This window comes from uncultured Microscilla sp. (assembly GCF_947493425.1).
In the GTDB taxonomy this organism is placed as follows: Bacteria; Bacteroidota; Bacteroidia; order Cytophagales; family Microscillaceae; genus Microscilla.
In genome coordinates, this window is record NZ_CANLRP010000092.1 from 1 (window position 1) to 21,770 (window position 21,770).

15 protein-coding genes are annotated in these 21,770 nt (G+C 43.2%); 4 read left to right on the forward strand and 11 right to left on the reverse strand.

What is annotated here, in order from left to right:
* Window positions 1–92 precede the first annotated feature (92 nt).
* On the reverse strand, window positions 93–1,022 hold the full coding sequence (locus tag Q0954_RS20790; protein WP_299459845.1) for a leucine-rich repeat domain-containing protein: 930 nt from the start codon (window positions 1,020–1,022) through the stop codon (window positions 93–95).
* 579 nt (window positions 1,023–1,601) lie between these two features.
* On the opposite strand from Q0954_RS20790, the gene Q0954_RS20795 reads away from it, so the two are divergent.
* The 4 genes from Q0954_RS20795 to Q0954_RS20810 all read left to right on the forward strand — a co-directional run bounded on the left by Q0954_RS20795 (window position 1,602) and on the right by Q0954_RS20810 (window position 9,183).
* Complete coding sequence (locus Q0954_RS20795) at window positions 1,602–4,718, forward strand: amidohydrolase family protein (RefSeq protein WP_299459847.1); 3,117 nt, start codon at window positions 1,602–1,604, stop codon at window positions 4,716–4,718.
* 53 nt (window positions 4,719–4,771) lie between these two features.
* Entirely contained in the window at window positions 4,772–6,055 is a 1,284-nt protein-coding gene (locus tag Q0954_RS20800) for an amidohydrolase family protein (RefSeq protein ID WP_299459850.1), read from the forward strand.
* A 1-nt stretch (window position 6,056) separates the two neighbouring features.
* On the forward strand, window positions 6,057–7,364 hold the full coding sequence (locus Q0954_RS20805) for an amidohydrolase family protein (protein WP_299459853.1): 1,308 nt from the start codon (window positions 6,057–6,059) through the stop codon (window positions 7,362–7,364).
* Window positions 7,365–7,752: 388 nt separating this feature from the next.
* Window positions 7,753–9,183: a hypothetical protein gene (locus tag Q0954_RS20810; protein ID WP_299459856.1), complete on the forward strand. Its 1,431-nt coding sequence runs from the start codon at window positions 7,753–7,755 to the stop codon at window positions 9,181–9,183.
* A 190-nt stretch (window positions 9,184–9,373) separates the two neighbouring features.
* Here the strand turns inward: Q0954_RS20810 and Q0954_RS20815 are convergent, their stop codons facing one another.
* The 10 genes from Q0954_RS20815 to Q0954_RS20860 form a co-directional block, all read right to left on the reverse strand.
* Complete coding sequence (locus Q0954_RS20815; protein ID WP_299459858.1) at window positions 9,374–9,646, reverse strand: type B 50S ribosomal protein L31; 273 nt, start codon at window positions 9,644–9,646, stop codon at window positions 9,374–9,376.
* A 166-nt stretch (window positions 9,647–9,812) separates the two neighbouring features.
* Complete coding sequence (locus Q0954_RS20820; protein WP_299459860.1) at window positions 9,813–10,235, reverse strand: hypothetical protein; 423 nt, start codon at window positions 10,233–10,235, stop codon at window positions 9,813–9,815.
* A 220-nt stretch (window positions 10,236–10,455) separates the two neighbouring features.
* Entirely contained in the window at window positions 10,456–10,644 is a 189-nt protein-coding gene (locus Q0954_RS20825; RefSeq protein ID WP_299459863.1) for a hypothetical protein, read from the reverse strand.
* 375 nt (window positions 10,645–11,019) lie between these two features.
* A complete protein-coding gene (locus tag Q0954_RS20830) occupies window positions 11,020–11,577 on the reverse strand; it encodes an HD domain-containing protein (RefSeq protein ID WP_299459866.1) in 558 nt (185 codons plus the stop codon).
* A gap of 36 nt (window positions 11,578–11,613) precedes the next feature.
* Window positions 11,614–12,105: a hypothetical protein gene (locus Q0954_RS20835; RefSeq protein WP_299459870.1), complete on the reverse strand. Its 492-nt coding sequence runs from the start codon at window positions 12,103–12,105 to the stop codon at window positions 11,614–11,616.
* Between the two features lie 485 nt (window positions 12,106–12,590).
* Window positions 12,591–13,316, reverse strand: a complete 726-nt coding sequence (locus Q0954_RS20840; protein ID WP_299459873.1) for a hypothetical protein — start codon at window positions 13,314–13,316, stop codon at window positions 12,591–12,593.
* A gap of 195 nt (window positions 13,317–13,511) precedes the next feature.
* Complete coding sequence (locus tag Q0954_RS20845; RefSeq protein ID WP_299459876.1) at window positions 13,512–16,766, reverse strand: M14 family zinc carboxypeptidase; 3,255 nt, start codon at window positions 16,764–16,766, stop codon at window positions 13,512–13,514.
* A gap of 287 nt (window positions 16,767–17,053) precedes the next feature.
* Window positions 17,054–18,187, reverse strand: a complete 1,134-nt coding sequence (locus tag Q0954_RS20850; RefSeq protein WP_299459878.1) for an acyl-CoA dehydrogenase — start codon at window positions 18,185–18,187, stop codon at window positions 17,054–17,056.
* 211 nt (window positions 18,188–18,398) lie between these two features.
* Window positions 18,399–19,586 (reverse strand): acyl-CoA dehydrogenase family protein, encoded by a 1,188-nt coding sequence (locus Q0954_RS20855; protein WP_299459881.1) that lies wholly within the window; start codon window positions 19,584–19,586, stop codon window positions 18,399–18,401.
* Between the two features lie 712 nt (window positions 19,587–20,298).
* Window positions 20,299–21,687 (reverse strand): SpoIIE family protein phosphatase, encoded by a 1,389-nt coding sequence (locus Q0954_RS20860; protein WP_299459883.1) that lies wholly within the window; start codon window positions 21,685–21,687, stop codon window positions 20,299–20,301.
* Window positions 21,688–21,770 lie beyond the last annotated feature (83 nt).

Sequence of the window (21,770 nt, forward strand, 5' to 3'; positions counted from 1 at the left end):
GTCTACGGACTCCACACTCTGGACTAAATTACGAATGAGCGCAAAGCGACACTAAAAAACTATGGTCTACGGACTCCAAACTCTGGACTAAATTACGAATGGGCGCAAAGCGACTTTCTTAGTTGGGCAATCTCCATTAGCGAAAGTTTGCTTTCGATCCAGTCTTGGTCTAATAGCCAACGTACATAGGGTTTGTCGTTTTGCAATAGTTGAAAAGGCTGGTTTTTATATTTGCCAAAGTTGAGCGTACGGGCATCGTTCAGTATACTGATCTGAAATTTTTGGATAAAAGCGTCTATCTCTTTGTAAGCTTGACCATGCTCATCAATCCGAAGGTTTTCGCCCCGTTTCTTTTTGTAGTTTTTGCCCAAATACATCCTGATCCGGTTTGCCTGCAAAAACTGATAGCTTTTCATAGTAATAAACTGTAAAGGATTGGGGTACAGCTCTATGCTCTGCAGGTAAGGCAGTTGCTCCAGGTTTTCTATCACCTTGATTTTATTTTTGCCCAGGCTCAAAAACTCAATTCCTCGCAAAAATTCCATATTTTCTATTTTATTGATACAATTGCCATTCAGGTACAAATGTTTAAGTTTGCCCAAGTAATGTAGATTTTCTATCACTGAAATTTTGTTGTTACTCAAATCGAGCAATTGGAGATTACGAAGGCGATCCAGCCCTTCTATTTTGCTAATTTGGTTTTTGGCGAGCTTCAGTGCTCTTATTTTTTCAGACACTATGTCAGTGCTTAATCGCGAAATACGGCGATTGTCCAAGGCTATTTCCTGAAGCTCTTCAATGGCTGTATGCGGGTAATTTTTACGGAATACCTCTATAAACGACTCCTCGGTAAAATCTTCTTGTGGCAATAAGCTTTGCAAAGCAATTTGTAGCTTGGGGTCTACCTTGTCAGACAACCAGGGTTGATTGAGTAACCATTTTACATAAGGCAAATCATTTTTCAACTGGCTTACTGTGAGTCCTTTATATTTCCCGAAAGGGAGCGTGAGGTATTGTGACATGAATATTATTTTAAAATATGTAAGAATATCGTGAGCACTTGACAAGGTTTATAAAAGCCGCGCAATTTATGCAATCTGGCTGCACCAGTCAAGGTTTTTGGTTATTAGATTAGAGCCGGAAGTTAGTTTGAGAATTACGAATGACTGAATTACAAGTCTGAGAATTACGAATTGGGCGAAGCCATTCGTCAAAGGCAAAGATCCCTATAGTCGGTTTAATCATTCGTAATTGAACCACTCGTAATTCATCTTCTCATACCCTAATATTTATAACAAGTTGTAATAAAAAATCTTTTGTTAATAGACTGTTAAATTACTTTTGAAGCCTTGCCGAAGGTAGTAAAGAGCCGAAGGTTATTTGTAATAATGAGGCAATCTTTGCTAACTTGCTTGGATTATTATTGATCTTCAGACATATCAGTGGAGGTTTTACAATCATAGGACTGAATTACACAACCTTGCCAAAACAATATTGTCATACAACTGCTTCATTGTAAACGATTTTGTCTGAGTGCTTACGCTTGCTATTGGGCAGCAAAGGTGCCAAAATAAACTTTATTAATCCAATCTGTATAACGAATGAAACAAAAGTATCTGTTTTTAATGCTGATGTTGCTATGTACTACTATAGCACAAGCACAAGTAACTTACCCAGTAAACGGGGTAGCCGATAACCGCGAAGGTTATTACGCTTTTACCAACGCCACCATATACACCGATTACCAAACCAAGGTAGAGGGAGCTACCCTTGTCATACGCAATGGTAAGGTAACTGCGGTAGGCAAAGGAGTAAAAGTGCCTAAAGGAGCCACTGAAATCGACCTGAAAGGAAAATATATTTATCCTTCGATGATTGACCTCTACACTGGCTATGCGATGCCTAAACCCAAACGAAGCCGAGGCTTTAGCTTTGCTAGTTTTGCGGCAAGCATCGACCAATTTATTTCTAAAAAAAAGGGGGCTTATAACTGGAACCAAACCGTGTTGCCTGAAGTAAACGCCGAACAACTTTTTACGATTGACCAGAAACAGGCAAAAAAATGGAGGAAAATGGGCTTTGGCACAGTGCTTACTCACAAACAAGATGGGGTAATGCGTGGAACCGGAGCCTTGGTAACACTAGCAAACGGGCGCGACAACGAGTTGATACTGAAAGGACAAGCTTCTACCCACTACTCTTTTAGTAAGGGAAGCTCTACCCAACCTTACCCCAACTCTATGATGGGGACAGTAGCCTTGATTCGCCAAACAATGCTCGATGCTGACTGGTATGCCAAAGGAGGCAGTAAAAAAGAAAAAAACCTTTCGTTAGACGCATTCAATGCCACCAAAAAGTTGCCTGCCATATTTGAAGCCCGCAACTGGCAAGATGCCTTGATTATAGACAAGGTAGCCAAAGAGTTTGGCAAAGAGTTTATCATTCGTGGCAGTGGCGACGAGTACCACCGTATTGCCGAAATAAAAGCCACAGGTGCTTCTTTTATCCTACCCTTACGCTTTCCAAAAGCCTTTAAAGTAGAAGATCCTCTGGATGCCGAGATGGTGTCGTTGGCACAAATGAAACACTGGGAGCTTGCCGCCACCAATCTGGCACATTTAGAAAAGGCCGGAGTCAACTTTGCACTTACTGCGGCGGGTAATCCTGCTTTCTGGAAAAACCTGAAAAAAGCTATAAAAATGGGCTTGAGTGAAAAAACAGCGCTCAAAGCTTTGACGCATACGCCTGCTCAATTAATGAAAATGGACAACCAATTGGGTAGCCTCAAAAAAGGAATGTACGCCAACTTTATCATTACTTCGGGCAACTTGTTTAAAGGAAAAAACAGTATTTACGAAAACTGGGTACAAGGCAAACGCTATGTGCTCAAAACAATGCCTACGCTTGATTTACGTGGCGTATACGCCCTGACTTTGGGCACCAAAAGCGGCTATGAACTACACGTAAGCGGCAAGCCAGGCAGCCCTAAATTTGCAATTAAACAACCTGGCGACTCTACCAACACTAAAGTAAAAGGTAAAATGTCGGGAAGTCTGGTAACCTTGAGTTTTAATTTAGACAAGAAAAAGAAAGGTGCTTTAAAGACGCGTTTATCGGGTTGGGCAGCCGAAAAGAAGTTTGCCGGAACCGGAGAAGATGCTGAAGGTAAAACCATTGCCTGGGCTGCTACTTATAAAGGCAAATTGCCTCCTCCCCCCCAAAAGAAAGACAAACAAGGAAAAGGCAAGCAGGGAAAAGGTAAAAAAGGCAATAAGAAAAAGAAGCCCGCTGCCAAATCTGAAATGGGCGAAGTGATTTACCCATTTGTGGCTTTTGGCAACAAAGAAAAGCCTAAAGCCGAAGATATGCTCATTAAAAATGCGACCGTATGGACCAATGAGAAGGACGGCATACTTGAAAATACGGATGTATTGATCAAAAACGGTAAAATTGCCAAAATAGGTAAAAACTTGTCGGCAGGTGGTGCCAAGGTAGTAGACGGCAAAGGCAAACACTTGACTCCGGGTATTGTAGACGAGCACTCGCATATTGCCCTGCGCAGTGTAAACGAAGGCTCTCAGTCTAACTCTGCTGAGGTAAGAATGGAAGACGTAGTAGACTCTGAAGACATCAACATTTACCGTCAGCTATCGGGTGGGGTTACAGCTGCCCAATTGTTGCACGGGTCGGCAAACCCAGTGGGTGGTCAATCGGCATTGATTAAACTTAAGTGGGGAGAAGCCCCCGAAAAACTGCTCATCCCTAACGCCGATGGATACATCAAATTTGCCTTGGGTGAAAACGTAAAACGTTCTCGTTATGGTTTTCTGGCACGAGGACGTTACCCTCAAACCCGTATGGGAGTAGAACAAGTGTTTGTAGATGCTTTTACCCGTGCCAAAGAATACAAAGCAGCCAAAGCCAAGGGTGGGGCGAGCTTTCGTAAAGACCTTGAGCTGGAGGCTATGCTGGAGGTAATGGAGAAAAAACGCTTTGTAAGTTGTCACTCTTATGTACAGTCAGAAATCAACATGTTGATGAAGGTAGCCGAACGCTTCAACTTCCGGATCAATACTTTTACTCATATTTTGGAAGGTTATAAAGTGGCTGACAAAATGGCGAAGCACGGCGCAGGTGGCTCTACTTTTTCTGACTGGTGGGCATACAAATACGAAGTAAAAGATGCCATTCCTTACAATGCGGCATTGATGCATCAGGCTGGAGTAGTAGTGGCAATCAACTCTGATGATGCGGAGATGGCACGTCGCCTCAATCAAGAAGCCGCTAAAGCAGTAAAATACGGGGGCGTACCGCAGGAAGAAGCCTTGAAAATGGTGACCTTGAACGCTGCCAAGCTGCTGCACCTCGACAAGCGCATTGGCAGTATCAAAGCGGGCAAAGATGCTGACTTGGTATTGTGGACTGCCAACCCTTTGTCTATTTATGCCAAAGCCGACAAAACCATTATTGAGGGGGCGGTATACTATGACGCCAAACAAGACGAGCAAAAACGTGCTGAAGTGAAAAAAGAACGCACTCGTTTGATCAAAAAAATGATGAGTAAAGGTGGCAAGGGTGGTGGCAAGCGTCCTATTATGCGTCGTCAGCGCTTGTTGCATTGCGACGACTTGGGCGGTGAGCGTATCTTGTGGCACTTAAGCGGTGACCAAGACAAAGTGCATACCGAACAAGCCACTGAGCATAACCATAAGAGATAAAGTTATACCAGCACTTGGTTGTCAAATACCAGGTGCTCATAACCAAGAGATAAATGATAAAAAAAATCACATTCATTTGGGCGCTCTTGTTGCTGGCGTGGCAAGCGCAAGCCCAAATACCTACCCCGGCAAAGCCTCAAAGTGCGCCTATAGTGCTGCAAGGGGGCATTATTCATGTGGGCAATGGGCAAATAATCAATAACGCGAGCATTCGCTTTGAAAAAGGTATCATTACCGAAGTGGGCACCAGTGTAAACACCTCTGGAGCCAGGGTGATCAATGTACAGGGCAAACATGTGTACCCAGGATTGATATTGCCCGACAACAACTTGGGTTTGCACGAAATAGGGGCGGTAAGGTCTACCTTAGACGTGAGAGAACAAGGTTTGTTTAACCCTGAAGTACGCTCGGTAGTGGCTTACAATACCGACTCGGAGGTAATCGCTACCTTACGCAGCAACGGTATAATGCTGGTGCAAGTAGTAGCAAATGGTCGCTTTATCGCAGGAACTTCGAGCATTATGGAGCTAGACGGCTGGAACTGGGAAGACGCGGTGCATACGATGGATGAGGGCATTCAAATGCAATGGATTCCTCGTATGTACAGCGGACGGGGGCGAACTGTTCCCAACCGTCGATTCAAACAACAGCGCCGCGAGGCAGAAAATATGTTCCGACAGGCAAGTGCTTACGCCAAAATCGACAAACCCGCCAAAATAAACCTCAAATTTGAGGCAATGCGGGGCTTATTTGACGGCAGCAAAACCCTGTATTTATATGCCAATTTTGCCAAAGATATTGTAGAGGGTGTCACTTTTGCGAAAAAACATGGAGTAAAACGGATCGTTTTGGCAGATGGTACAGAGGCACTTAAAGTGGCAGATTTTCTCAAGGAACATAACATTCCAGTGATTTTGCAACGCCTGCACCGTTTGCCGATGTATACAGGCACTGGAGTAGACCACCCCTATCGCTTGCCTTACTTGCTCAAAAAAGCCGGGCTTACCGTGGGCTTGAGTTATGACAGCAGCGAACCAATGGGTGCCCGCAACTTGCCGTTTCAGGCAGGCACAGCGGCAGCTTATGGGCTCAACAAAGAAGAAGCGCTGCAGCTGGTTACCTTGAACAACGCCAAAATATTAGGGATTGACAAAAAGGTGGGAAGCCTGGAGAAAGGCAAACAAGCTACCATTGTGGTGTCTAAGGGTGATTTGCTCGATATGTTGGGCAACAAAGTAGAGCACGCTTTTATTCAGGGCAAGCAATTGGATTTGCTCGACAAGCACAAATATTTGTACAAACTCTTTAAAAGTAAATATGATGCAAAGAAGAAATAGTATGCAAACATTCATTTGCGTTGTAGTATTGCTTTATGGAGTAGTATTTTTGGCGCAAGCCCAAAGAATAAAACCAGCTGACCCGCAAAGTAGGCCTATAGTAATACAAGGAGCCACTATTCATGTAGGCAATGGGCAGGTAATGAATAACGCGAGTGTACGGTTCGAGCAAGGCATCATTACCGAGGTAGGCACCAGTATCAACACCAATGGTGCTCAGGTAATCAATGGCAAGGGCAAACACGTATATCCGGGCATTATTGCCCTCAACACTCCAGTAGGTTTGGTAGAGGTAAACGCGGTAAAGGCAAGTGTTGACCGCAGCGAACAGGGAAACTTTAACCCTAATGTACGGGCTCTTACCTCTTTTAACACCGACTCTGATGTGCTGCCTACTTTACGCTACACAGGGGTACTATTGGTAGAGGCTACTCCAGATGGAGGCATTGTATCGGGTACTTCGTCGGTCATGGAGCTGGACGGTTGGAACTGGGAAGATGCCGTGCTCAAGGCAGATAACGCCATTCATATAAACTGGCCTGCACGTTTTTCGCGAAGTCGTCGCAGGGGCACCCCTTTTGGGGGCAAAGCCAACAAACGCCGCCAACGAATCATTCATTTGTTGACCAACGCCATGCGTGAGGCCAAAGCCTATGCTACAGTAGCCAAACCAGCCAAAGTAAATCTTAAGCTGGAGGCAATGAGGGGTTTATTTGATGGCAGCAAAACCTTGTTTATTCACGCAAGTTATAGCAAAGACATTGTAGAAAGTGTTCAGTTTGCCAAAACCCACGGGGTACAAAAAGTAGGTATTGTAGGTGGTTATGATGCAGTCAAAGTAGCTGATTTCCTCAAAGAACACCAGGTTCCGGTAGTGATCAATGCTACTCACCGTTTGCCGTTGATCAATCACCACGATGTAGCCTATGCTTACAAACTACCTGGCATGCTTGCCAAAGCGGGGGTACTTACGGGGCTTACCGTAGGCAATGAGCGCGGCATTAGTATGGCAGACCATGGCTGGAGGGTGCGTACTTTGCCTTTTCACGCAGGCACGGCAGCTGCTCACGGCTTGGGCACCGAAAAAGCAGTTGAGATGATTACCCTGAACAATGCCAAAATACTGGGGATTGACAAGCAGGTGGGGAGCATAGAAAAAGGTAAACAGGCTACTTTGTTTATTTCAAAAGGTGACGTGCTCGACATGCTGACCAACGACATAGAACACGCTTTTATCAGGGGTAAAAAGCTTATTCTGGATGACAAGCAACAGCAGTTGTACCGTCGTTTTAAGAAAAAGTATGATTAGAGCTAAGTCAAAAAGGTATATAGTTTTTTTCAATGACCAACTAAATTACGGGGTGCTGAGGCGCCTCGTAATTTTTTTTGTGCTGTGAACAAGGGATTTATTACTTCAAAAGTACCGTCATCGCCTCAGATCGTGTCTCCACGAGCTGACCAAAACCTTCAAAAATAATGTTCTCAGATGCTGTGATGAGGCGAAAGCTTCGTAATTTTTTTTGTATTGTGAACAAGGGATGTACTAACCTCCCTATCACTACATTTTATTTATCATAGCATACAAGGTAAGTTTTGAGGCGATAAAAGGCAACATGAATAGAATAATCGCAGTATATTGCTATAGTGAGGAAATGCCTCATACAACTTATGCTAGTAATTCAAACAATACGTGATCAATGACAATGAAAAAACACTTCTTATTATTCAGTATATTTTCTTTGCTGATGTTTGCCCCTTCTTTATTTGCGCAAAGCCTAAGTTTGCCTGCTACCAATACCGATGCTAAAGCCCAACAAATAATTGACCGCTACCTACAGGCTATAGGGGGACGCGATAATTTGGCAAAGGTTGTGAGCTGGAAAATCTTTGGCAAGATAAAGAGTAAAGGGGTAACAGTCGCCCTGAGCGTTACTCTCAAATATGATAAAGTACGTATGGATATGGAAGCTATAGGCCAACACTTTGTTCAAGCCTATGACGGAAAAGATACCTGGGAGGTGAATCCTATGGAAAATGAGGGTAAACCCCGCTACACGCTCAACTCCAAACCTAATGCATTAATCACCATTAATATGTTTTACCCTATGTTTTTGATTGGCAGAGACCGAAACCTGGCGGCATACGACAGCACGGGTACCTGGCAGGGCAAACAAGTACAGGTGTTACATTATGGCAAAGGAATAGAACAAAAAGTATATTATTTTAGCAAAAAAACGGGGCTATTACTCTATCGCAAAACCTTTAGTATGGTTACCAATATTTCAGGCTATGCCAAACAGAAAAATGAACTGGGGCTTTATTTGCCCACAGGCATAAAAACAGAGACTCCAGGCGGTGTTTTTGTTATAGACAGTACCCAAGCCAACCCCGAAGTAGCAGATAGTATATTTACCTACAATAGCAAAACAAGTTATACTACCAATCAGTTTGCACATTTGATCACTGAAGGTGAAACTCTGAAGCCTGACCCTGCGCTTACGGCAGAGCAGATTTTGGCGAAACATGCCAAAGTAAAAGCTGATATAGACCAAGGAGTAAAAAGTATACAAATAGAGTGTACAGTGTTTTTTAATAAATCAAAAAAAGGCTTTCCTATGTATTTTGTTTCGTTGTTGGAAGAGAACAAAGAGTATGTGGAGATAAAGCTGGGAGATAAGGCATTTAAATCGGCTAAAAACGAAGGTGTTTCTTGGGAGATCAACCCATTTAAATCGAAAGAGCCAAGAATTCTAAAAAAAGAGGAGAAGATAAGCTTTAATTTCTCTGACAGTGAGCTAGTCAATTACAAGAAGAACGGGCACGAAATCAAATACGTCTCCAGAGTGTATATTGGTCAGACACTTTGCCACAAAATAGCTCTTTTGAAAGGCAAAGACACTACTACTTATTCTTACCTGGATGCCCAGACCTATGCGGTGATAAAAAGTAAAGGTGAAGAAGGTACTGGTTATTTCTTAAAACAAGAACGTACAGATGGGCGATTGTTGCCAAAATTTATGTATATGATTAAGGAAGGGGGCATGCACCTTATTGTCAAAGTAGATAAATATACCTTCAATGCTCCAGTAAACCACCAATTGTTTGAGTTTCCGGGCAGAAAAAAATAGCGTACAATGGTGCCGTAGTTTTAGAAAACCGCAAAAAATACGAGAAGAAATGACAAATTACGAGGTACTTAGGTACTTCGTAATTTTTTTTGGCGCAGAAGCTGTTTTTGAATGAATACAAAAGTAAAAAGTCTCTCAAATAGCATGTGTATTTGAGAGACTTTTTGATGATATAAACAAAGTGTGAAGCTTATGCCTCTTTTTCTGTTTTGTTATCACTTTTCTTTTTAAATCTACGGTTGAACTTCTCAACACGTCCCGCGGTATCCAAAAGCACATTTTTACCAGTGTAAAAAGGGTGAGATTCAGAAGTTACTTCAAGCTTTACCAATGGGTAAGTATTGCCATCTTCCATCGTAATAGTATCTTTTGCTTCGATAGTAGAACGAGTGATGAATTTAAATCCATTAGAGGTATCTGTAAAAACAACGTCTCTATATTCAGGATGAATATCTTTTTTCATTTCTCTTCAGTATTTTAAATAATTATAATGACTTCTCATTCAAAAGGCTTGCAAATTTAGGTATTTTTACCAAAAGAGTAAAACATCTTTCGATAAAACTTCATATTTTATCGGCTCGCCTGCTTTATTCATCCTTACTGCTGGTTTGCATTTATTCAAGTAAGCCCTATTTGTCTTTTACTTCTACCTTTATACGATGGATATTGCGCACATCGCCTCTGAACTTTTCGGTCACCTTTAAAATGGCGTGTCCTGGCTTAGCTGCCTCAAAAACATAGGTTTTGATCGCTTCATCTCCCCCACTCATGTGACTTTTCTCTGGGTTTTTGTAAGTATAGTTTGACTCGACAAACTTGAGCACAACATCGTTTTGTACAAGAACACTCACTGTATAGCCTACCGAACCATGCACCGATGCTTCATAATAGGCTTTTTGTCCCTTTGTAAGGCTCACTTCACCTTGAAGTGCCGAGAGTTTTACCATGTTTTTTTTAGGCTGATTTTTTTTAGCCTGGCTGTTTTGTGCTGTCGAGCAGCTCCACAGTACGCACAAGGCAAATACCAGCCACAGGTAGTTCATTTGCATCATATATTTTATAGGTTTTAAGGGTATTGAGGCAAGCAAGTTACATAAAAAGTGGTGATGCAGGGGGGTATAGTTCACCAATGGCAACTTTAGCACACCCAATCTAAGGTTTGGGTTTATAAAGGATGCATACTGGCAAATTATTCACGATGGTTTATTTATAATGATGACTGCGCCACAAAAAAGCCCCTATCTGTTTGTTGATAAAGGCTTTTTATCTTGCCTAAGCATCTACCCAGTTATCAGTAGAAAACTTAGAGATTTGCACTTTTCCGCAACGAAGACATACTCTTTTCAAACTATCACCCTTCCACTCATGTCCTAAGATGCGACAACGAAGAGGCGTTTTGGGTTTTGATTCTTTCTCTTGCTCTTCCATATCATTCTTTATGTTAATTTGGATATCAGTCACTGTTTAGCCAAGCAAAGTACGCTTATTTTTTCAAAATTTTAAAACGGTTATGGTGTTTTATTTTGAAGTTTTTGACCAAAAAGACTGGCAAAGTAGTTGAATGAAACTTTTTTCGTGTAAAGTTAAATTTTCCTTAAATATACGCTAGTATTAAAGAGGAAATCTAATATTTTTTTTATAATAAAGGAAATAACAGGAAGGCTTTTATAAAAAATAACTGAGGTATATTTGAGCACACAGACAAATGCCCTCCACACTAAGGTTAGGCTGTAGTAGCTTGATAACCAGCACATCAACAATGACCAATTTTAGGCAATAAGTCAACCAACCCTCCATTATTGCTTCCCGCAAACTGCACAACGCGGACTAAAGCACCTAACTTACCTTGTAATAAGCTTTGGCTTTGTAAATCCATTCGTCAAACAGATTTTCCATAGGTTGGTTCACCCCTCTGATGCCTGCTATTACATCGCTTGCCCACTGAAGATATTCCAGTTTTCGGTCTAACGACCAATTATCAGGTGGGTTGATTACCAGGTCGCGCACATTGCATATTTTATCGGCCAGCTTTAACAACTTGGCATCATATGAAGCAAAGGGAGAGGTTTCTATTTGCAGCTGTTTGCGGGCTTCCCAAAACAAGTTTTTATCGTCGGTTACTTCCATTACCAACGCTGCCACGTCATCGCCAAACACTCGCTTTATTTCTTCTTCGGTTGTGTTGGTATCTTCTATAGTATCGTGCAAAATGGCCGCAATCAATAAATTGGTGTTGTACGCTTGTCCGGTTTCTATCAACACATGGGCTACCTGTATTGGGTGGTTGATGTAGGGAATGTTCTGGGGTCCCTTTCTGCGTTGATCTTTATGTTTAAAAGCCGAAAACTCCAGTGCCTTAAACAACGCTGGCATGTCAATCATTTTGTCAGACATAAATTGTTTTTTTGGTTATATGAGCTCTAAAAGCTCTTATGTTACATCAGGTTCTTGCGGCAATAGCCTGTCTTTCCTCCAGCCACTCAATCTGTCAAGTACACAGTCGGCGATCAGGTCTGCCTGTTCGGTAGAATATTGGTGATGATACTCCACAAACACAAAAAAATCGTTGAATATCTCATATATTTTCTTTTTTGAAACTCCTTTAAACGACAATTGATACACGTAGGCTTCCAAGGCAACAAAGTCATGTGTATCTAAATAACTACGTAATAATGTCCGATGTTTTTTAAGATTGTTCAGGCGCCTTTTCATCTGGCGCATATACTTGTATACATAAGGCTGCGATACTTCCAGGCAAGCCTCATGGTGATTATACCACACCAAAAGCAACTCATGGGTGGCATCATAGCTACACCCTTCCCCCATTAGTTTATGCATCATCAGATGCAATACCCTGGTAGCATTTTCTGACTGAAGAATCTCATCAAAACTACGCGAAGCTATTTGAATTGCTTTGCTCATATAATTTTATTCACTTGACAAGTCTGTCACTTTTAATGAACTTGTTTACGGTTTATGCTTTGAGAGCAAAAATTTAATTTTTGATTTCAGGCGAGGCGTGTAAGACGGAGTTTAGCAACGCTAAATCAGGGCTAAATCAGGGCTAAATAAGTATTTACACAACGATGCATGTAATCAAAAAGCTAGTACCTCAACCTCTAAATACCTGACACATTATTTCGGCGATATTCGCGCCCTGACTTTACTTAAAAAATATCGCGTAGCTATGGCTATGCTCAATTTTTGAAGTTTGTCAGAGAACAAATCTCATCCAAAATAAATAGTGCATTTACTTAGAGGATAAGGTACTAGTGCATTGGGTACTAAGTTACTCACATATTCTTTGGCGACTTATTTAATCCCCAATGCACTAGTTTTGAATCATTTGGAGAACCGCAGCCCTTTAGGGCAAGCTCAGCGAAGCTAAACCTTCAACAAGCTCAATACTACTTTTGTTTGGTCAATTGCCATACGCCATGTGGATTAAAAAACAAATCATCTTCAGGGTATTTGTCATAATATACATGCTTGAGCACATACTTGGGTTTTTCTGTTGTCAAAGCAAACGTATGATCATTGGCAAGCTGAAGGTCATCCATGAGCAACGATACCAAAAAAACATCTAGTACTTGCAGTTGCCCATCGTTTACCCCGTTGTCTCCTATAAAAAAAACCTGTCCTTCAGGGTAACCAATCACTTGCATGCCGTAAGATAAATAAAAATGATGGTCTTTTACAATAGTTACAAAAGCCCGGTACAAATCTATCAGCTCATTGTTTTCGATCAATCGTTGCCAGTCTTTTTTAAGGTGTGCCACCCCCGAAGATTCTATTTTTACGGCAATACCGCCCGCATTGAGCAAAGCCCCTCCTGCCTTGAGCAGTTCGCTGGCAAAAGCCGGGGTACCCGCCTCACCTATAATATATACAGTACAAGTGTGCTTGTCTACAGCTTGTATGTCTTCATCTGTAAAAGTTTTACGCCCACAATAAGCATAAGAAATCTTTAAGTCAGGGTCGTGGTCATATACCTCAAGCTCAAAAAAAGCCTGAGTTTTGGTGTTTATCAATGTACTACCAGCACAAATAAAGTTGTCATTGCAAGCTGCAATCAATTTTGGTATTTCTTCATGGCTTTTCCAATAGCCCGGTACCCCAATTACTGCTTTCATTTTTTAATCCGTCGATTTAGCCCTTATATAGTCGAATTTTCGAAAGTTAATTCAAAATGTTCAAAATCCCTATTGTAGCCACGGGTGTTGGCTTTCGCCCAATGGCTGCTAAATATTTTATACAAAGAAAGCCTGCCCAATAATATATTGAACAGACTTCATCTAAAAACTACCTTGTTTGTTGTAAAGTAGTGCTTATCCTCCTACAACAAATCTTTTGGTAGTATGATGCTGTGGAGTGTATAATTCAAGAAAATACACACCTGCCGGTAAATCACCTACTTTGACTTGTCCGTTGGTCACTTTGCCCTGCTTGATGGCTTGCCCGGTAGCATTTCTGACGGTAAAAGTTGCCTTTACAAAATGCACTGACCTGCTTTTTAGCTGTAGTATTCCCCCTTTAGGCATTGGGTTAGGGTACAACTCTATTTCGTCAAATTGAGCCGTTGCCTGTCCACTCATTCGAGCACTTGCCTTGCTGCCAATATTTACGGTGTAATCTTCTACCTCACCATACGTAAAGTTTTCGCACGAAGTAGGTACCCCATTGTATTTCATTGACACCCGCATACGGGTAGCACCTGACAATGCCGTAGATGGAATAGCAATGGTACCCGATACTGGAGTATTTCTGGTCGCACTTTGGGTAAACACCTGCTCTCCGGCATCGGTAAAGTCACCGTCTTGGTTAAAATCAATCCAAACACTGTAGCCCTCATTATACACCGTACCTGTCCAGGTAGGAGTAATGATAATGGCATTGCTACTGCCTTTGGCTACAGTAGCCACCAGTGAGGTAAAGTCGGTGTAGCCATTGCCATCGCCCGAAGTATTGTCAATACTGCCAAACTGCACCTTGCCAATGTATTCATCATTTACATTATTACCCTTAGAGGCACAATAAGTAATCGTTACCGCCAAGGTAGTAGCACCTACACTATTGCTGAGAGCAGAGGTATTGCCTGCGGCATCTTTAGCTTTTACCGCAAAGGTATAACTCGTATTGGCAGCCAAACCAGTGGCAGTATAAGTAGTCGCGTTGACCGTGGCTAATAGGTTGCCACCCTGATATACTTCATATCCGGTGACGCCTATATTGTCGCTGGCAGCACTCCAGGCCAAACCCACGCTATTGGCAGTTACCCCGGTAGTCGCAAGGTTGGCAGGCACAGTAGGCGCTTGAGTATCTGGGGTAGATACCGAAGAGCTGATACGTACATTGTCTATGGCAAGGTCGCTGCGCCAGCTAGAGCCGGTTTTGCCCTTGAACTGTAGCTTGATAACCGACCCGGCATAAGCGCTCAAATCTACAATGGCGTTGTTCCACGCATTGCCTACTTGACCACTTTTGTTCCATACAGTGGTATAAGTGGCTCCGTCGTTGGTGCTCACCAATACTTCCAATGTTCCCATGTTGCTGCCATACATGTGATAGCCAAACTCTAGCCTGGCTTCTGAAAGACTGCTCAAATCTACACAAGGGCTGTTGAGCAAAGCTATTTTATTGGGGCTACCCGATGCATTAGATGAGGCTTCGAGATACAAATAATAATCACCGCTTTGCGCACTCGAAGGGCCAGTACCATTAGAGGGGGTGCTGCCCGAATAACGTCTCCAATCGATGTTGTCGTTGGTGGCGTTGTTCCAAACTCCTAAACCACCTTCAAAGCTCTCAACATAAGGAAAGTTGTTAATGCCTGCACAAGCCTGGGTAGCTGGAGTAGTAAAACTAAATGAAGCGCTATAGGCCGAGGTGGCACCGCTTGTACATTTGCTACGTACCTGTGCCTCGTATTGGGTAGACGCAGCCAAGCCTGATATATCAACGCTTGCGGTGCCCGACGAAACGGTAGTCCAATTGCTGCTGCCTGCCACCCGGTAGCGTACATCGTAGCTAGAGGCGGAGTTGGCAACCCAGGTCAGGGTAGCGGTGGTGGGTTGTACATTAGACGAAGCCAATCCAGTAGGTGCGGCTCCGGCTATAGGGGTAAGTTGCACATTTTTTACAATGGCTTGCTGGTCGCCAATGGTGACCCCACTAATGGTAACTGATTGATAACAGGCTGCTTCTACCAAAATACTGTAAGTACCCGCCTTGATTGGTCGATAGTAATCGCCTTCTGGCAATTCGGTGGGCACCCACGACTCATATCCCTCTTTGCCTACTACAGTTACTTTAGCCGCTATGGGCTGGTTGGTCACGGCATCGGTCACCACCCCACGAATACCGTAGTTTACCTGATTGAGCAACCCAAGCAAAGCATCACGGTTGTAGTTCCAGTAGTTTACCAACTGGCTGGCGGCCGGGGTTTTAGCATTTGATAGTTCAATGGTTAGTTCACGTCCTTTTTGATAAAAAATCTGCCAGTCCTGACGTCCACCCTGTACCTCATACCAGGCGTAGCCATTGGTAATGCCGTTGTTACGATCGTCGAAGTAACCGTTGGGGCTGTTTACCTGACAATGGTCGCGGTATTCTTCAGAAATATGCACGAAGTAATCTTTGTCGGGGTGATTGCCTGCGTAAGTATCCCAGGCATAATTTACCAGTTCAATGCCTCCGTGAAAGTTGGCCGACAACACAAAGTGCTTGTTGGCAGCAAAGTTCATAAAAGCCTGTGTTTCTACCTGATAACTATTGCCATCGGGGTGTGCGCCATCATCAGGGTCAGGATAGTTGCGGTTGAGGTCTACATTGTTGGCATTGCCACGGGTAGCGTTGGCCACCGAAGTATTGCCAGGGCTATTGCGAAAAGTACCATCAGGGTTTGCCAAAGGGTTGATCCATACTTCGTTGTTGTCCAATAAGAACTTGATCTCGGCGTGACGTGGGTGGGTAGCATCGTTATAAGCCTTGAGCAAATAATCGATCAGGTTGAGCATCATAGGGTAGCCAGCTATTTCATCGCCGTGCATCGACGAGGTAAACATTACCCTGGGTTCTTGCTCGTTGGCGCTTACGTTGTCAGAGAGTTTTACAAACAACAAAGATTTATCGCCTTCGGTAGTGGCACCAATGTTTTCTACTTTGCACAATGTTGGATTGTTTGAGGCAAAAGCATTCATCATTGCCTCATAGTCGGCATAGGTAGGATAAGCAGTGAGCGGAAAAGTGGTAGCGCGCACGGCAAGGTCAGAAGTCATCGTTCTTTTGCCCACCACATTGTCGGCAACGGCTACTTTAAACGCAATACTTTTTTGCAAAAAGGCGGCAAACTGATTTTTGTTGGCCATTACCTTCACCGTTTTGGTGGCATCGTCGTAGTGTACAATGGCCAGTTGTTTGGTAACAGTGTTCAACTGCGATTTGTGGTTAATCTTAAAGGTAAAAATCACTTCTCCTTTAGAGCGCAAATACTGTTTTGCCAGGGCTTTGCTTGTATGTTGGGCGTAAAGCGATAAGCTGGTGATGCAAAGCACCAGCCAGGTAAGCATGATGGATTTTTTCATTGCTTTTTTTGATTTATGTTTGTGTGTAGTATAATTTATGTCCTAAACATAGGTATAAATACTTGCACCATCCAACTATTCAAGCAACAAAAACAATTAATATATGGCAAAATCTCTCTTACATAAATTAATATTTTGATTTCACAAGTGTATCTTTATTTTATTTCACAAAAATGTTTAATGGCTTTTCATACGTTCTGATCACTATTTTAACAAAAAAACTCTGCCTGAAAGTTGAGCCTTGAGCTCCTTCCTCCTACAGAGTTTTTTTCAGGAAAAATCTCACACTAAAACCCTAACAACCTGGCATAACGGTCTAAATGGTAGTTATAATCGCCGAAAGTAACTTGGGCTACGCGGGCGCGTTTCATAAAAAAACCAATTTCTTCGTCGTCGGTCATGCCTATGCCACCAAACATTTGTATGGCTTCGTTGGTGACCAGGCGAATGGTTTCGCCTATTTTGGCTTTGGTCATGCTCGCCATACGCGAGAGGTCGGGATTGTTTTGGTCTATAGCTTGTAAAGCTTTGATGACCATAGATTTACAAATTTCTATTTCGCCATACATCAATGCGGCCCGGTGCTGCAGTGCCTGAAACGAACCAATGGGCACGCCAAACTGCTTGCGTTCTTTGAGGTATTTCACTGTGCGCTCAAAAGCTTCGCACATAGTGCCCAACATTTCTGCCGATATGCCAATACAGGCAATATCTAACACTTGAGTAAGCACCTCAAAACCTTGGTCTACCTGACCTAATACTTCTGCCGCTTTTACATTCTCAAAACTGATAGTTGCCGCATTGCGGCTGTCCATCATTTGTTGGTGGCCTATCTCAATTCCCTGGGCTTGGGCATCTACCAAAAACATAGTCAAACCTGCCTCGTCGCCTGCTTTGCCCGCAGTGCGTGCCACCACAATCAACTGGTTGGCTACTTGCCCATCTAACACAAACACTTTTTTGCCGTTGAGCACATACTCATTGCCTTGTTTCACCGCGCTCATTGTCGTTTTTGCCGGGTGGTGCTGGCGTCTTTCATCAATTGCCAGGGTCACTATCAGTTCGCCAGCGCCAATGGCGGGTAATAAACGTTCTTTTTGGGCAGCATTGCCTGCCAATAATATGGCATGGGCACCTACCAAGCCAGTAGACACCATCGGCGAAGCGGTAAGGGTGCGCCCCATTTCTTCGAGCAACTGCCCCAAGCCTACATAGCCAAAGTCGAGCCCACCATATTGCTCAGGAATTACGAGCGAAGCCCAACCCATTTCGGCCATTTGTTGCCACAATGCCTGGTCGTAGCCTTGCTGGTTTTTTTCGTCTCTTAATTTACGTAAAGCGGCTACGGGAGCTTTTTCTTTGAGAAACTCTGCCGCAGATGTTTTGAGCATTTGCTGCTCTTCGTTTATAATTAAAGCCATAGTTGTTTTCTTATCAAGTAATCTGTTGAGCGCTACATAAGTAGCAGCAAGTCCTTAGATACCGATGTATATCGGTGCTACAAGTAAAGATAACTCTCTCATAATATGATAGTTATACCTGCATATTAGGTATATTTAATTTTGTCTTAGTACATACAACAGGTAAACCTACATCAACACTTGTTGCTGGTGGCTCCTGCCTTGCCACTATTTACCCAAGCCCAAGGATATGTTTACTAATGATATTTAATTGGATTTCGGAGGTGCCTCCTTCTATAGAATTGCCTTTGGTGCGGCAAAAGTCACGGGCGAGCTTGCCTTCGTCGTAAGTATCGCCCCAAATAGCTGCTTCGGTACCATTGAGCGCCATCAGCAATTCATACTTCAGCTTGTTTTGCTCGGTATAATAATACTTAAAAAATGATGATTTGGCGCCTATAGGTTGTCCGGCTTTAGCCTCATCGGTGGTGCGCTCTATCGTCCACATGAGTCCCTCCTGGTCAATCATCCAGCGGGCAATGTCAGCACGTAGCACTGGGTCGTCCAGTTTGCCATTGTCTAGCCCCACCGCATCAATGGCCATTTGAAACAGGGGTTTTTCTTTTCTTACATCGCCAATGCCCCCAATCATTGAGCGCTCGTGGGTTAACAAGTACTTGGCAATGCTCCAGCCAGCATTGAGCTCACCCACCAGGTTTTCTTTGGGTACTTTTACATTGTCAAAAAAGGTCTCGCAAAACACAGACTTGCCGCTGATAAGGCGAATGGGGCGCGTGCTTACTCCTTCGCTTTGCATATCTATCAACAAAAAACTAATGCCCGTGTGTTTTTTGGCGTCGGGATTGGTACGTACCAAACAAAAAATCATGTCGGCATTTTCGGCATAAGACGTCCACACCTTTTGTCCACTTACCAAATAATGATCACCCATATCCTCGGCGCGGGTTTGCAGTCCGGCAAGGTCGCTGCCTGCACCCGGTTCGCTATAGCCTTGGCACCACCATACTTCGCCCCGACTAATGGCGGTCAAGTGTTCTTTTTTTTGGGCTTCGTTGCCAAACTTGAGCAAAGCAGGTCCCAGCATAGAAATACCAAAACTAAACAAAGGAGTTTGACAATTGAGGCGGGTCATTTCTTCGAGCAATACTTTGTTTTGCTGCTTGCTCAAACCTCCCCCGCCATACGCTTTAGGCCACATAGGGGTTGTCCAGCCACGGTCGCGCATACGTTCAAACCACCGTTTTTGATCTTCGCTTTTGTAATGTGGGTTACTCCCTCCCCAAAAAACGTCTTCCATACTCTTGGGGGTTTGCCGAATGCTTTCCGGGCAATTGGCTTCCAGCCAGGCACGGGTTTCGGCACGAAAAACGTCCAGGTCTTGTTGGGTTATTGTTTCCATTGACTGTGCTTTTATTGGGTAAAATCTATTTTGAGTAGCATTCTACTAAAGTTAGTATAAAAATACTAATTTTATGTAATGATTCACCTAAGCAACATTACTTTTTGAAGTTGAATTCAAAACCGTACACTAATTTTTCACTACTAATGCTTGTGCAGAGTTTAATTTTATCAGTCTCAAAAGTGCTTGAAAAACAGCGTCTTTACTTTCCGCCTTAGTTTGTGGGCGTTAAGTTGAAAATCCTCCGAGTACAAGCTCGGAGTTGTAAACCGAACTTGCCTTCGGGGAAATTTGAGAAATGAAGCCGTAAAAACAGATCACTGTTTGAGCCGCAGGCGAGTTTGAGCTGTTTCGGCGTAATGAAACAAATTTTAGCCAGGCAAACTACAGCGGTGGCTTTTTTTGGTTCGTTTTTTTAGCTAAAGAAAATCCGTGATCCTCCGAGAGCAAGCTCGGAGTTATGAACCGAACTTGATTCGGGGAAATGAACGGATGCCTGAGGAAAACGAAACCAGGTTTTATTCTATAACTCAGCAGATTAGCAGCTATTGTTATGCTGTAAAACTATCAAAAAAATCAAGACTTATCTGCTATAAAAAAGTGTACGGTTTCAAAAAGTTGAAAAGTGATGAAGTACAGACGAAAAAAATTCCCTGTATTATAACCACCAGGTTACAACACAGGGAAATATATTTTCAAATAAGAGCTTGTGCTAATACCCCACCTTAAAGCCCATCACCAAAATATCGTCCATTTGGCGGTAATCACCTTGCCATTCGTCGAGTCTTTGCTCTAAGATTCTTTGTTGCTCTTCGAAGGGTTTTTGATGGTTTTCGAGCAATAAGTTGCGCAGTTTTTTAGACATAAACTTGCGGTTGTCTGGCCCTCCAAACTGATCGGCGTACCCATCTGAAAACATATAACAAGTAGTAGGTTGGTCTACCTTTACTACCTGACGGGTAAATGTTCGTTCTTCGTCGGGGTTGCGTACTCCACCTATAGGCATTTTATCTCCTTTTACTTTGTGCATTTCGCCGTTTTGTACATACAACAAGGGGTTTTTGGCTCCGGAAAACTCTAAAATACCCGCTTGCTTATCATACATACAAAAAGCCATGTCCATTCCATCCCGGTTTTCGGTCAGGTCTTGCTTGAGTGCTTTGCGTACCCCTCTGTGCAGTCGGTTGAGAATACGATCGGGCGAGGTAATCTCATCAATGTTTACAATCTGGTTGAGCAAGGCATCGCCCAACATAGACATAAAGGCTCCTGGAACTCCGTGCCCGGTGCAGTCAATGGCTGCAATAAACAAACGTCCGGCGGTTTCTGAAAACCAATAAAAGTCACCACTTACTATGTCGCGGGGGCGAAACAGTATAAACATCTCAGGCAATGCTTTTTTAATGCGGTTTACCTGAGGCAACATGGCCGACTGAATACGCCGGGCGGCATTGATGCTGCCAATGATCTTGAAATTTTTCATTTCAAGCTCTTCGGTTTGTTCCTGAATGGTTTTGGTACGCTCTTCTACCATTTTCTCCAGGTTTTGGCGATAGTGTTCTATAGCCATAATGTCGGCATAAGAGCGCAACCCGGTAGTAATAGTAGTAAAAAGCCTTTTGTCGGTAAGCTCAGTTTTATTTTTATAATCGTTGATATCGTAATCAGTAATCACACTTTCTTCGGGAGCCTGCCCCGGTTGTCCGGTACGCAAAATAATGCGTACAAAGTGGTTGTCGAGCTTTTCGCGTACATGCTTTACGGTTTGCAATCCGGCATCATGGCTCTCCATTACTACATCCAGCAACATCACGGCTATGTCGTCGTGTTGGGCTAGTTTTTCCTGTGCTTCTCGTCCAGTATAAGCATCTATAAACTCAAGATGTTTGCCTTTGTATTTATAATCGCTCAGGGCAAATCGGGTAACCGTGTGAATCTCCTCTTCGTCGTCCACAATCATCACCTTCCAGGTATCGGTACTGCTAGAGTCGGAACTTTCGTTGCCATCTTCTTCAGCAAATAAACCTCCCCCATTATCATCCTCATCGGCAAATAAATTATCTCCGTCGTTGGCAAAAAGTAATTCGTCGTTATCGTTCATTATGGCTAAAGTTTTGGAAGTGTTTGCTCGGCAAAACTAGTAATTAATATGGCTACTTAAAACTTTCGGCTTTTTTTTCCGGG